The organism is Sporosarcina ureae (assembly GCF_002109325.1).
In the GTDB taxonomy this organism is placed as follows: Bacteria; Bacillota; Bacilli; order Bacillales_A; family Planococcaceae; genus Sporosarcina; species Sporosarcina ureae_C.
Map to the genome: position 1 here is coordinate 2,856,490 of NZ_CP015348.1, position 13,078 is coordinate 2,869,567.

The window sequence follows — 13,078 nt, forward strand, 5'->3', positions numbered from 1 at the left end:
AAAACTCAAGATGAGTTCCCGATACTGGAATTCAACTTGAGTCTCAGACAGTCTGCTTTTCGTGCGGGCTGTTTTTTATTCATTTTTTGTGTTGTTTAGGAAGAATAGGGCGATGGTTCCGGGGCCGGCGTGTGAGCCGATGACGGACCCTATTTGATGAATTTCGATTGCTTTTGGTTGAATGACTTCTTGTATCATTTCTTGGAATTCTTTAGCTGTAGCTAGGTCGTCACCATGGCTGATCGCGATGGTTTGTTCTTGTAGGTTGCTGCCGCGTTCTTCCATCATTTCGATCATGCGCCGAAGGACTTTTTTGCGTCCGCGGTGTTTTTCAATTGGGACGAGTTTACCGTCTTCTACATGCAACAACGGTTTGATGTTGAGTAATCCGCCGAAAAACGCGCTGGCCTTGGATACGCGTCCGCCTTTTGCCAAGTAGTCTAGATCTTCTACAGTGAAGAGGTGTTCCATATGTGTTGCCATTGTGCGGATTTCTTGTTCGATTTCTCGCATGCCGACGCCTTCATTGCGCAGTCGCACGGCTTCTTTAACGAGTAGACCGTATCCGAGTGAGGCGCAATGCGTGTCGATAACTGCCAAGTCCATGGACGGGTTTTCTTCTTTCACTTGGTCGCTCGTCATGACGGCAGTTTGGTATGTGCCTGACAGTTGGGAGGAGAATGCGATGTAGATGCCGTCTTCACCGGACGTTGCAAGGTCTTTCCAAGTCGTCATCATTTTATCAGGTGAAGCTTGGGAGGTCTTTGGCTGTTGTCCTTGACGAATAGCATCAAAAACTTCCTTCGAATTTATCTCCACGATATCTTCGTATTCTTTTCCATCTAGAAGAACGCTTAACGGAAATAGTTCTACTTCATTTTCTTCAAAGAAGTCTAGTGGTAAATCACAAGCACTATCCGCAAAAATTCTCATTTCTCTTCCCCCTTATACAAAGATGTTTTTCTGTAATGATAGTCGTTCTTCTAATATACGTGAAATGCCGTCTTCATTATTTGTGTCGGTGATTTCATCTGCAATGGATTTCAGCTGATCAATGGCATTCCCCATCGCAACGCCCGTCCCTGCGTAGTCAATCATTTCCAGATCATTGTCTTCGTCGCCGAATGCGATGATGCGATCTTTCGGTATATTCATCCATTTAGAAACAGCATCAATTCCCACTGCCTTATTGAGGCCATGGCGTACAATTTCCACAATGTTAAACGGGGCCCCCCAGCGTCTATGATCGATGACTTCCGCATGTAACTCTTCAAGATGCTGACGAATCGGATCGACTGTCAGTTGGTCGGCTTGAATCAGTAGACTCGTTGGATCGGTTTTCAATGATTTCCGGATGTCACCAGTCGTAATAAGCGGACTTCCAAAGTTTAAAATATCCAAAAAGCGCTCATCATGATAATGGGTATAGACGTCATCCATCACTTCCGCCACAATATTTTCGATTGGAAAATCTTGCATTGCTTCCACTACTTCGTTGACGATAGGTAATGCAATCGTTTCGTGGATTGTTTTCCATGAACGGTCGGTAGGGTGATGAACAAAGGCTCCGTTAAAGTTGACGATGGGTGTCGTCAATCCAAGTTGTCGGTAATAAATTTCACTCGCACGGTAGGGACGTCCTGTCGCAATCATGACATGATGCCCTTGCGAAACGGCTCTACGAAGTGTTTCTTCCGTTTTGGATGATATATCTTTCTGATCTGTTAGTAATGTTCCATCTAAGTCTAAAACTATTAAATGTGGTTTCAAGAAATCCTCTCCTACTTATGCTTATAGTATCAGATTGTTATGTCTTTATAGTTTATCGTTAAACGTGTAAGTAAGTCAAAAGAATGGATGATAAGGCGAAGGTTTTGTCTTATTCGGTAAATGTTGTTATCCTAAAATAACAGTAACTGATCGTAAGAAAAGAGGAATCGTCATGATTATTCGAGCAGAAAAGTGGCAAGAGATCCCAGTGCTTCATATCGTAGAGGAGTCAAAAGAAACCGAACACATTCCTGTTGTCCTATTTTTTCATGGATTCACTAGCGCGAAGGAACATAATTTACATTACGCATATAACTTAGCTAAACAAGGAGTTCGTGTAATTTTACCGGAAGCCAAATTGCATGGGGAACGTTCAGAATCTCTGAATGAATTTCAACTAGCATTGAACTTTTGGGATATCGTATTGACTTCCATTAAAGAAGCTGATGTCATACATGATGAGCTGTTTAGAAAAGAATTAGTTGATGAAGAAACACGTATTGGCATGGGTGGCACTTCAATGGGTGGCATTACAACATTCGGCTGCTTGTCGAGTTACGATTGGATAGACGCAGCATCCGTCATGATGGGATCACCAGCAATTACACGCCTGGCAAAAGGTCAAATTTCGCATGCAGAACGTGACGGTAGAGAATTACCGGTGAGCCAAAAAGAACGCGAACAACTTTTTGCGGCACTAGATCAAATAGACTTATCACAAAATCCACGCAGATTGCATCAGCGCCCACTCTTCATGTGGCACGGAGAACAAGATACTATGGTGCCATTTGAGCTCACAAAAGAATTTCACGAAGAAATTCAAGAGAATTACGAAGACCATCCAGAGCTACTGAAATGGATGCCTGACGAACATGCAGGCCACTCCGTTTCGCGTTCAGGAATGCTAGCCGCAGTCAATTGGCTTGCAGAGCATTTGCACGCAAGGTAGTATGTTGGTAAGATAAGATTACTACACAGCAGAGAGGAGCATTCCTAATGAACACAGAAGAAGAAATCAAGCAGTATTTATTTGGTGCATTAGAAAACGTCATCGACCCTGAATTGGGTATTGATATCGTCAACCTTGGATTGGTTTACAATGCAGAGTTGCTTGACGAAGGAGTCGCGAAAATAACAATGACGTTGACATCTATGGGTTGCCCGATGGGTCCACAGATTGTAGCGAATATTGAGCAGGAGCTAATGGAGCTTCCTGAAGTGAAGGATACAGTGGTAGATATTATTTGGAATCCACCATGGTCCCGCGATAACATGTCTCGTTATGCCAAGATTGCACTCGGCGTACGTTAATAGAATACACCAACCACACCTTTTTATAGGGTGTGGTTTTTTGATGGGGGAAAGGCTGGCAGGGGGGTGGGTAGGGATTGGAGCTTCGGAGGCGCCACTTCACGGGCCAATCCCTTGCAATGCGAGTGGGTGACACTTTTAGTTGTGCATTGAAGTTATGGTTGTGATTAATGTTGAGATTTCGAGGCTATGAGCGGTTATCAAGGTTCTATGATCACATAGATGAATCTATGAGCACTCGTGGCGTCTAATAGAGCGGATAGTGCGTGCTATAGAGCGCAAAAAGTGTTCTAAGAGCGCTTAAACGGATTCTATGAGCGGAAGTTGCTAGCTGGAGCCTCCATCCAATGACGAACACTAAATAACCCACCTAACCAATCCTCATATCCAAAATACCAACCTTCAAAATAAAAAAAGGAAATGCTGGATTGTGTCGAATAGGATTAAGGTAGCGTCAAACAGAAAGTACGAGGGGGAATGGGAAATGTCAGTTAAAACAGCGGATCTATGCGATGACTTTATCGACGAACTGCAAGTATGCACAGTGGAGTTCAAATCTTACGGAAAGCACAAGAGATTCTCGGGGCCGATCTCTACAGTGAAAGTATACGAAGACAACGTGCTCGTCAAAGAAGCACTTCAAACGATACCGCAAGGCAATGTACTCGTGGTTGACGGAGGAGGTTCAAAACGCTGCGCACTCATGGGGGACATGCTCGGCGAAATCGCCCAAGACCGTAAACTTGCGGGCGTCATTATCTACGGCTGCGCACGCGATACCGCGGATCTCGGCACACAGGAGATCGGCGTTATGGCGATCGGCAGCATGCCAGTGAAGAGTATCAAGCGCGGCGAAGGACAGAAAGACGAGGTGCTTCATTTTGGGAATGTTGAATGGACACCAGGTCACTATGTCTACGCAGACGAAGATGGGGTAGTCGTTGCGCCACGTCAATTAGTTTAATGCCAGTCGCTCGCGTAATGCGGGCGGCTTTTTTATGTAAAAATCGATCGAAAAATAATAGAGTAATTCAAGTTAAAACTTTTTACTTTCGTTAAAAAATAGACTATAATTAAATTAATCAAAGATAGTCAAAGTCAAAATAATGAGAGGTGGATGTATATGCGTATGGATGGAACACAAGAAGATCAGCGCTCACCACTGGAGCAATTTGGACGCAATCTAGTTGAAGAAGTAAAGAATGGTAAAATGGATCCGGTTATTGGCCGGGATGAAGAAATTCGAAATGTCATCCGAATATTGTCAAGAAAGACTAAAAACAATCCTGTACTAATTGGGGAACCAGGTGTTGGTAAAACTGCGATTGTTAAAGGATTAGCGCAGCGTATTGTGAAAGGCGATGTGCCGGAAGGGTTGAAAGACCGCCAAATTTTCGAATTAGATATGAGTGCATTGATAGCAGGCGCGAAGTATCGTGGGGAGTTTGAAGAACGTCTGAAAAGTGTCTTGAAACAAGTGAAAGACAGTAATGGAGAAATCATTATGTTCATTGATGAAATCCACACGATCGTTGGAGCGGGTAAAACTGAAGGCGCGATGGATGCCGGCAATATGTTGAAGCCGATGCTAGCGCGTGGTGAATTGTACTGTATTGGTGCGACTACATTAGATGAATACCGCATGTATATCGAGAAAGATGCGGCACTTGAAAGACGTTTCCAGCAAGTAATGGTTCGTGAACCTTCTGTTGAGGACACGATTTCGATTCTACGTGGTTTGAAAGAACGTTTTGAATTACACCATGGTGTTCGTATTCATGACCGAGCCATCGTTGCAGCGGCAACATTATCCGATCGATATATAACAGAACGTTTCATGCCGGATAAAGCTATAGATTTAATTGATGAAGCATGTGCGATGATTCGTACAGAAATTGACTCTATGCCGTCAGAATTAGATGCGGTAACTCGTAGAATTATGCAACTTGAAATTGAAGAGCAGGCATTGCGTAAAGAAAAAGATACGATGAGTCAGTCTCGTCTTAAAACTTTACGAGAAGAGTTGCAAGATTTGAAGGATTCCTCAAAAGATATGCGTGAGCAATGGGATAATGAAAAAGCTGAATTAAAAACTATTCAAACGAAAAGAGAAGAGCTAGATCGCTATCGTCGTGAACTCGAGGAAGCGCAAGGTAGTTTTGATTTGAATAAAGCGGCAGAATTACAGTACGGTAAAATTCCTGCATTAGAGAAAACATTGAAAGAACTGGAAAGCCCACTTGAAGGTACGAAAGATTTACGTTTAGTACGTGAAGAAGTGGCGGAAGAAGAAATTGCTTCAATTGTTGCGCGTTGGACAGGTATTCCGGTAACGAAACTCGTAGAAGGTGAACGCGAGAAGTTATTGCGATTGCATGAAACATTGAAAGAACGTGTCATTGGACAAGACAATGCCGTACAACTCGTCACGGAAGCTGTCTGGCGTGCACGTGCGGGCATTCAAGATCCAAATAAGCCTATTGGTTCGTTCTTGTTCTTAGGTCCGACTGGGGTAGGTAAGACGGAGCTAGCGAAAACATTGGCAGCTACATTGTTTGACTCGGAAGACCACTTTGTCCGAATTGATATGTCTGAATACATGGAGAAGCACAGTGTATCTCGTTTAGTCGGTGCGCCTCCAGGATATATTGGGTACGAAGAAGGCGGTCAGCTGACGGAAGCAGTCAGACGTAATCCATATGCCGTCGTGTTATTGGATGAAATCGAGAAAGCTCACCCGGATGTAGCGAATATCTTGCTGCAGATCCTAGATGACGGTCGCATCACAGATAGCCAAGGACGTTTGGTCAACTTTACGAATACGGTTGTCATTATGACTTCGAATATAGGATCTGCTTATTTACTTAATAATGATTTGGATGAGTCGGAGCATGCCAAAGAAGATTTGATCATGGCTGCACTTCGTAGTCACTTTAAGCCTGAGTTATTGAATCGGATGGATGACATTATTATCTTCCACTCTTTAACCGCTGAATCATTTAAAGCGATTGCTAACAAGATGCTCGTTGATTTGGTAGCTCGTTTAGAAGAGCAAGATCTAGAACTCGTCTATGATGAAGATGTACTCGATTGGATTGTGCGTGAAGGTGCAGATGCAGATTTCGGTGCACGTCCATTGAAACGATTCATCCAACGACATGTAGAAACAAAAGTTGCAAAAGAAGTAATACGTGGCGGATTGGTCGAAGGACAGCAAATCAAATTGTCCATGAATGATGGAGCATTAGTTGTAGAAGTCATGCCGGTAGTATAAGGTCAATATAAAAAGCGTAAGAACTGATGAACAGTTCTTACGCTTTTTGATCGTCTATTAAACGTCAGCTGGAGATTCGTTAGGAATGATTGCTGTGATAATCAATACAAGTACAGCCAAAACGATTGAAACGGTAACGCCCGCCATAAAGTCGAATTCGGTACCTCCAATGGAGCCAGCAACGTAGTTTAACATAGCTACTAATAGGAACGACCAAACAAATGTCATAATATAGTGCATGATTTTCACCTCGAATAGTCTATTTCAAAGTTCATCATACCATAGTCAGTCAAAACGTTGAAATGATTTTATACATTATATTTGACGAAAAAGTGTCCTCGTCTTGAAAAAGTACACATTTTCTTCTATAATTACTACCAGGTACTAATATTAGATGATAAGGAACGAGGTAGATGAGATGAGAGCTGGACTTTTAGGGATGGGGAAATTTGTTCCACAGACAGTTGTGACAAATGAAGATTTAGAAAAACGTTTAGATACTTCCGACGAATGGATTCGCACACGTACAGGAATACAAGAACGCAGAATTGCGGATGATACTATTGATACGTCTGACATGGCATTTGAGGCTGCAAAGGATGCATTGGAATCAGCGGGTATTCGCGCTGATCAAATTGGTCTTATTTTAGTAGCAACAGTAACACCTGATAACATATTCCCTTCTGTTTCAACGATGATCCAGCATCGCTTAGGTGCAAAGAATGCAGCGGCGATGGATGTATCTGCAGCTTGTGCAGGATTCATCTATGGTATAGTAACGGCCAAGCAGTTTGTTGAATCAGGCACGTATGACTATGTCCTCGTAGTAGGCGTGGAAAAGTTATCGAAAATCGTCGACTGGGAAGACCGCAATACAGCTGTTTTATTCGGTGATGGGGCAGGAGCGACAGTCGTAGGGAAAGTAAGTGAAGGCAGAGGAATTCTTTCATTCGAATTGGGAGCAGACGGTTCAGGTGGAAAACATCTTCATCATGATAAGTTTTTACAAATGAATGGCCGTGAAGTATTCAAATTTGCGGTACGTCAAATGGGAGAAACAGCGGTCAACGTTGCGAAAAAAGCAGGTTTGACGACTGACCAAGTGGATTATTTGGTTCCTCATCAGGCGAATATCCGTATTATGGAAGCCTCACGTGAGCGTTTAGGCTTACCGGTCGAGAAGATGTCCAAGACGGTTCACAAGTATGGGAATACGTCTGCTGCGTCTATTCCGATTTCATTGACGGACGATTTGGAAGAGGGACGCGTGAAAGACGATGATGTGATTGTTCTCGTAGGATTCGGTGGCGGCTTGACATGGGGCGGCTTATGTATAAAATGGGGTAAGTAATTAACCTGTAAAATAAAAGTTCACGATAGAGAGGAAGTTTGAAATTGGAAAAACGACGTGTAGTGGTAACGGGTATTGGTGGAATCTCCCCAGTAGGTAACTCTGCTGAAGAATCATGGAAAGCAGTCCTAGAAGGAAAATCCGGTATTGATATCATGACCAGACTCGATCAAGAGAAATTCCCAGTTCGTGTTATGGCAGAGGTTAAGGGATTCGATATCGAGCAATATGTTTCACGTAAAGACGCTCGGAAAATGGATCGATTCACGCATTATGCAGTCGCTTCAGCGATGATGGCAATGAAAGATGCAAACTTGGAACTTGAAGGCGACTTAGCGCTTCGTACAGGAGTTTGGATCGGTTCAGGAATCGGCGGAATGGAATCACATGAGACACAATTTAATACATTCCTTGAAAAAGGTTACCGACGCGTCAGTCCATTTTTCGTTCCGATGATGATACCGGATATGGCAGCAGGACAAGTGTCTATTTTTACAGGCGCTAAAGGTATCAACTCTTGTTCCGTTACGGCTTGTGCATCTGGTACAAACTCGATCGGTGATGCTTTCGAAGTAATCCTTCGCGGAGATGCAGACGTGATGATTACGGGTGGAACTGAAGCACCGATTACGTCACTTGCAGTAGCAGGCTTCATCGCAAGTACAGCGTTGTCTTTAAATGATGATCCATCAAAAGCTTCCCGTCCGTTCGATAAAAACCGTGATGGTTTCGTTATGGGTGAGGGTGCAGGTATCTTGATTTTAGAAGAGTATGAGCATGCGGTTGCACGTGGGGCGAAGATCTATGCAGAGATCGTAGGTTACGGTTCAACTGGAGACGCACATCATATTACAGCACCGGCACCAGGTGGAGAAGGTGGCGCACGCGCTATGCAACAGGCATTGGCTAAAGCAGGCGTAGAGCCGAACCAGGTGGATTATATCAATGCACACGGAACGAGTACGCCATATAATGATTTGTTTGAGACAATGGCTGCGAAGACGGTGTTTGGCGATCACGCGTATAAGTTGGCGATGAGCTCGACTAAGTCGATGACAGGTCATTTGCTTGGCGCTGCTGGTGGTATTGAGGCGATCTTTACTGTGAAGGCGTTGCAGGAAGGGATTTTGCCTCCTACTATGAATTATGAGACCCCGGATCCTGAGTGTGATTTGGATTATGTGGTGAATGAGGCGCGTAAGGCTGATATTACGTATGCTATGAGTAATTCGCTTGGCTTTGGCGGGCATAATGCTTCGTTGGTGTTTAAGAAGATATAAGTTGGAGGTGGGAAGGGTCGATTTTGACTCTTTCTGCTTTTTTTTATTGGAGAAGCTTAAGTTCAAGTTCAAGTTCAAGTTCAAGTTCAAGTTCAAGTTCAAGTTCAAGTTCAAGTTCAAGTTCAAGTTCAAGTTCAAGTTCGTTGGTGAGTGGATGGGCACCGTTTACCGACGTTCCAGGCGGACGCTTTCCCATGGGCCCGCGGTGAGCCAACCAGTTCGCTGCGCTCTCTTTTGGTTGTCTCACCTGATCGGGCTGATCCATCGGGAGCATTGCCGCCTTCCACTTACGGTAAACTAGTGTATTGTTCTATCAATAGAATAATGATGGATTAAAACTTAAACTCAAAATTAAAATCAAAGTCAAAATGAAACCCAAACCCAAACCCAAACCCAAACCCAAACCCAAACCCAAACCCAAACCAAAAAGACTGAAGACGTACTCCTTTGAAATGTTTCTGGAGATGTTTTCAGTCGTTTTTGGTTATTGGGGTTAAGACTTGTCTTATTACACTTGTTCTGAACATAGGATGGAGAAAAGGTGTAAAGGACGAGATGTCGGTGACGCGTTTTTTTATATTTGTTTGTAGTTATTGTGTGATTGTGGTGACGCTGGCTAATTTGTTGTTTTACTTGAATTATTCAGCGCTTGGTTATGATTATCGACAGATTTTAGTTTTCATTTTGCAGTCGACTGATTTTTTGATGCTAGTGATTGCGGTTGTGTTTTTATTGCTTACCGTGTACGTCCCAAGCCCATCGCGGCCTCCATCTTTTTAAGGGTGGCGGAGGCGATGGTGTTTGCTTTTTCGGCTCCTTGGTCGAGGATTTCGTCGAGTTCAGGGGAGTCGATTAGTTCATGGTAACGTTGTTGGATACCTGCTAGATGTTGGTTGATAGCATCCGCGACGCCCATTTTAAATGCTCCGTAGCCCTGGCCTTCGTATTTTGCTTCTAATTCTTCGATGGACATTCCACTTAATGAAGATTCGATGATTAATAAATTGGAGACACCTGGTTTGTTTTCTACGTCGAATTTCACGATACCTTCTGAGTCTGTTACAGCGCTCTTGATTTTCTTTTCGATTTCTTTTGGTGTATCCAAAATCGTGATCGTTGCTTTTTTATTTGGATCGGATTTGCTCATTTTCTTTAATGGATCTTGTAAAGATTTTACGCGAGCTCCGTTTTTAGGAATACGAACGGCCGGAATGGTCAATACTTTCCCGTATCGGCTATTGAAGCGCTCTGCTAAATCTCTTGTTAATTCCAAGTGTTGCTTCTGATCTTCTCCGACGGGAACGATATCCGTGTTATACAATAAAATATCCGCAGCCATTAATGGAGGGTAGGTAAGAAGTGCGGCAGATACACCTTCTGCTCCATCTGATTTGTCTTTAAACTGTGTCATGCGCTCAAGTTCACCGATATATGAAATACATTGCATGATCCATCCGGCTTGTGCATGTGCTGGAACTTCTGATTGGATGAATAAAGTGGATTTCTGAGGATCAATTCCGCTTGCAATATAGGTAGCGGCTAATGAACGAATTGCTTGTTTTAGATCATCCGGATCTTGCTGCACTGTAATTGCGTGTTGATCAACGATACAAAAAATGCAGTCTTCGTCATTTTGAAGCTCAACGAATTGACGGAATGCGCCAATATAGTTTCCTAATGTGATGACACCTGTTGGTTGTACACCTGAAAAAATTGTTTTCATGATTGTATTTCCTCCTTTAATTGCAGGCTATAACAGATTAGCCTGTATCGTGCGTGAAAAACGGCATAAAAAAACATCAGTCATCCCCTATAAATAGGGACGATTGATGAAAGGTAACCGTGGTACCACCCGAATTGCTAATAAAAGCCGCTCAATTCCCATAACGCGGGAAGACGTGATGGAGTACTGTATTCATCCATCAAGCTCAGGAGCCCATTCTTTTTGTGCGGTTTTACTTGCTCTCACCCTATACAAGCTCTCTACAAAAACCGTTACAAAAATACTTTTTCCTTCAGTGCCGTTCACTTATTGCTTAAAATTATATCGATACTTTTTGAAAAATGCAACTTTCATTTGAGGAAAACGAAAAAGATTTGAATAACATGAAACCTTTTAGTACACCTGTACGTACTATAAGAGAACCAATAATTAGCAGAAATAATTTCTAAATGAGAATGCAATTATTTACAAATGAAATGTTTAAAACATTTCAGCACTGGGTATAAAAGTAGAAGATGTTCATTTATCGCAGAAAACATCATGATTCTTGACTGGTTTGTTGAAAAATAAGAAATTCTGCAATATGAATAAGTTTTTTTGAAAAACTATATTAATTGAGAATGAATGTGTGTATAATGAACAGTATAGAAATTAATTATAATAATTCTAAAGTGAATTACATGAATTGCAAATACACTAAATCTAATGTGCGTAAGCCGTAGGAAAGGACGTGTCAATAAATGGGTGTCACACTTTATACATCGCCTAGTTGTACATCTTGTAGAAAAGCAAAAGCATGGTTGGAGGAACATGAGATTCCTTATACAGAGCGTAACATTTTCTCTGAACCATTGAATATTCAAGAGATCAAACAAATTCTTCGCATGACGGAAGATGGTACTGACGAAATTATTTCAACACGATCCAAGATATTCCAAAAATTAAATGTTGACGTGGAAAGTCTTCCACTTCAAAGATTATATGAGTTGATCCAAGAACATCCTGGTCTTTTGAGAAGACCAATCATTCTAGATGAAAAAAGACTCCAAGTAGGGTACAATGAAGATGAGATTCGTCGTTTCCTACCGAGAAAAGTTAGAGCCTATCAGCTGCTCGAAGCGCGGCGTATGGTAAACTAATCTTAATAACAAAAGCTGATAGGGATGACACGGGATACAATTGTGCCTATCAGCTTTTTTGAATTGATATTCCCTTGTATTCCTCTAAGTTAACCACTTCAATGCTGACAAAGTTTTAATGAAATACAAGAAACCCTTACGAATACGTCGGAGCCGACATATAGTAGTAATAAGCATTGCAAGTGTGTATTAGTATATGACAGGGGAGGGCCTGTTCTACAGAAGGGAGAGATAAGGGATGGAAATAGAGCGCATTAATGAAAACACGGTAAAGTTTTATTTATCCTATGGAGATATCGAAGCCCGTGGTTTTAGTAAAGAAGACGTCTGGTATAATCGCGACAAGAGTGAAGAACTTTTTTGGGATATGATGGATGAACTTGGTGACGATACAGAATTCGAAGTAGAGGGACCGCTTTGGATCCAAGTCAATGCGATGAATGAAGGCATTGAAGTAATTGTAACTCGTGCACATCTTCCGAAGAACGCTGAATCTTCACAGTTCCCATTTGGAATTGAAGACCCAGAAGAATTATTCGATCCGATTTTTGATGCGATTAATGACTCTGATGAAGAAGAAAGTGAAGAAGAGTCGCAGATTACAAATAGAGTATTTGTCTTTAACGAGTTTGACCAGATCATACCATTGGCAAGCAAGATGATTTCACTCGAAGACGAATTTGAATCGCAACTATACGCATTCGAGGATCGTTATTATCTCAACTTACGCTTCGATTATTCTCTAATCGAGAAGAAGCGTTCGAAGGACATTTCCAGTATGATTACAGAATACGGCGCGGTGTCTAAGATGTCTATTCATCGTATAGAGGAATATGGCAAAGTTGTCATGGAATCTGATGTATTTGAACAAGTAAACAAGTATTTCTCATAATACACTGAAAAGCTACCAGTAATCTGGTAGCTTTTTTTATTTTCGAGAACACGGATTATTTGTTCGTATAGGTAAGTAGGATACGATGTTAGGTTGTGGTTTTGCGAACCCTTTCCTCTTCCTTGTTTTATGCAAAGGTAGTAGTTTGACTAGCAATGTATGGGGGCGGTCATTGGCGCCACTTCGGCGGTGGTGGATGGCTTCCGTAATGAGCCAGACAGGAAGTGCGCCTGGCTGTCTCATTACTACGCCTACCACTGGCAGCCGCCTACATTAGATAGTGTGTAGTGCAGTTCAGGTACTTGTTTTTATAGGATAAGTAATTAGTTCAGATTGAT

The 13,078-nt window shown here is 42.3% G+C and carries 14 protein-coding genes and 1 other annotated feature; of the genes, 8 read left to right on the forward strand and 6 right to left on the reverse strand.

What is annotated here, in order from left to right:
* Positions 1-75 precede the first annotated feature (75 nt).
* Together SporoP32a_RS13960 and SporoP32a_RS13965 are read right to left on the reverse strand one after the other, a co-directional pair.
* Positions 76-933 (reverse strand): DegV family protein, encoded by an 858-nt coding sequence (locus SporoP32a_RS13960; protein ID WP_085428451.1) that lies wholly within the window; start codon positions 931-933, stop codon positions 76-78.
* Positions 934-945: 12 nt separating this feature from the next.
* A complete protein-coding gene (locus SporoP32a_RS13965) occupies positions 946-1,770 on the reverse strand; it encodes a Cof-type HAD-IIB family hydrolase (RefSeq protein ID WP_085428452.1) in 825 nt (274 codons plus the stop codon).
* Positions 1,771-1,942: 172 nt separating this feature from the next.
* Between SporoP32a_RS13965 and SporoP32a_RS13970 the strand changes: the two genes are divergently transcribed.
* The 4 genes from SporoP32a_RS13970 to SporoP32a_RS13985 all read left to right on the forward strand — a co-directional run bounded on the left by SporoP32a_RS13970 (position 1,943) and on the right by SporoP32a_RS13985 (position 6,355).
* Positions 1,943-2,719: a prolyl oligopeptidase family serine peptidase gene (locus SporoP32a_RS13970; protein WP_085428453.1), complete on the forward strand. Its 777-nt coding sequence runs from the start codon at positions 1,943-1,945 to the stop codon at positions 2,717-2,719.
* 47 nt (positions 2,720-2,766) lie between these two features.
* Entirely contained in the window at positions 2,767-3,081 is a 315-nt protein-coding gene (locus SporoP32a_RS13975; protein ID WP_085428454.1) for a metal-sulfur cluster assembly factor, read from the forward strand.
* A 484-nt stretch (positions 3,082-3,565) separates the two neighbouring features.
* Positions 3,566-4,045, forward strand: coding sequence for a ribonuclease E activity regulator RraA (gene rraA / locus SporoP32a_RS13980; RefSeq protein ID WP_085428455.1), 480 nt, complete (start codon positions 3,566-3,568; stop codon positions 4,043-4,045).
* 165 nt (positions 4,046-4,210) lie between these two features.
* The gene (locus SporoP32a_RS13985; protein WP_085429096.1) at positions 4,211-6,355 is read left to right on the forward strand and encodes an ATP-dependent Clp protease ATP-binding subunit; all 2,145 of its coding nucleotides are present in this window, start codon (positions 4,211-4,213) and stop codon (positions 6,353-6,355) included.
* A 57-nt stretch (positions 6,356-6,412) separates the two neighbouring features.
* Here the strand turns inward: SporoP32a_RS13985 and SporoP32a_RS13990 are convergent, their stop codons facing one another.
* Positions 6,413-6,595, reverse strand: coding sequence for a YjzD family protein (locus SporoP32a_RS13990; RefSeq protein WP_085428456.1), 183 nt, complete (start codon positions 6,593-6,595; stop codon positions 6,413-6,415).
* 178 nt (positions 6,596-6,773) lie between these two features.
* Between SporoP32a_RS13990 and SporoP32a_RS13995 the strand changes: the two genes are divergently transcribed.
* Positions 6,774-7,706: a beta-ketoacyl-ACP synthase III gene (locus tag SporoP32a_RS13995; protein WP_085428457.1), complete on the forward strand. Its 933-nt coding sequence runs from the start codon at positions 6,774-6,776 to the stop codon at positions 7,704-7,706.
* A 44-nt stretch (positions 7,707-7,750) separates the two neighbouring features.
* Positions 7,751-8,986: a beta-ketoacyl-ACP synthase II gene (gene fabF, locus SporoP32a_RS14000; protein ID WP_085428458.1), complete on the forward strand. Its 1,236-nt coding sequence runs from the start codon at positions 7,751-7,753 to the stop codon at positions 8,984-8,986.
* A gap of 43 nt (positions 8,987-9,029) precedes the next feature.
* On the opposite strand, the gene SporoP32a_RS17115 is transcribed toward fabF, so the two are convergent.
* Complete coding sequence (locus tag SporoP32a_RS17115) at positions 9,030-9,251, reverse strand: hypothetical protein (RefSeq protein WP_198166177.1); 222 nt, start codon at positions 9,249-9,251, stop codon at positions 9,030-9,032.
* A 471-nt stretch (positions 9,252-9,722) separates the two neighbouring features.
* The gene (gene trpS / locus SporoP32a_RS14010) at positions 9,723-10,709 is read right to left on the reverse strand and encodes a tryptophan--tRNA ligase (RefSeq protein WP_085428460.1); all 987 of its coding nucleotides are present in this window, start codon (positions 10,707-10,709) and stop codon (positions 9,723-9,725) included.
* A gap of 92 nt (positions 10,710-10,801) precedes the next feature.
* Positions 10,802-11,014, reverse strand: a binding site (T-box leader).
* 435 nt (positions 11,015-11,449) lie between these two features.
* Here trpS and spxA point away from each other — a divergent pair.
* Together spxA and mecA are read left to right on the forward strand one after the other, a co-directional pair.
* Positions 11,450-11,848, forward strand: a complete 399-nt coding sequence (spxA, locus tag SporoP32a_RS14015) for a transcriptional regulator SpxA (RefSeq protein ID WP_009765721.1) — start codon at positions 11,450-11,452, stop codon at positions 11,846-11,848.
* 238 nt (positions 11,849-12,086) lie between these two features.
* Positions 12,087-12,740: an adaptor protein MecA gene (mecA, locus tag SporoP32a_RS14020; protein WP_085428461.1), complete on the forward strand. Its 654-nt coding sequence runs from the start codon at positions 12,087-12,089 to the stop codon at positions 12,738-12,740.
* A gap of 36 nt (positions 12,741-12,776) precedes the next feature.
* On the opposite strand, the gene SporoP32a_RS16930 is transcribed toward mecA, so the two are convergent.
* On the reverse strand, positions 12,777-12,998 hold the full coding sequence (locus tag SporoP32a_RS16930) for a hypothetical protein (RefSeq protein ID WP_157129993.1): 222 nt from the start codon (positions 12,996-12,998) through the stop codon (positions 12,777-12,779).
* Positions 12,999-13,078 lie beyond the last annotated feature (80 nt).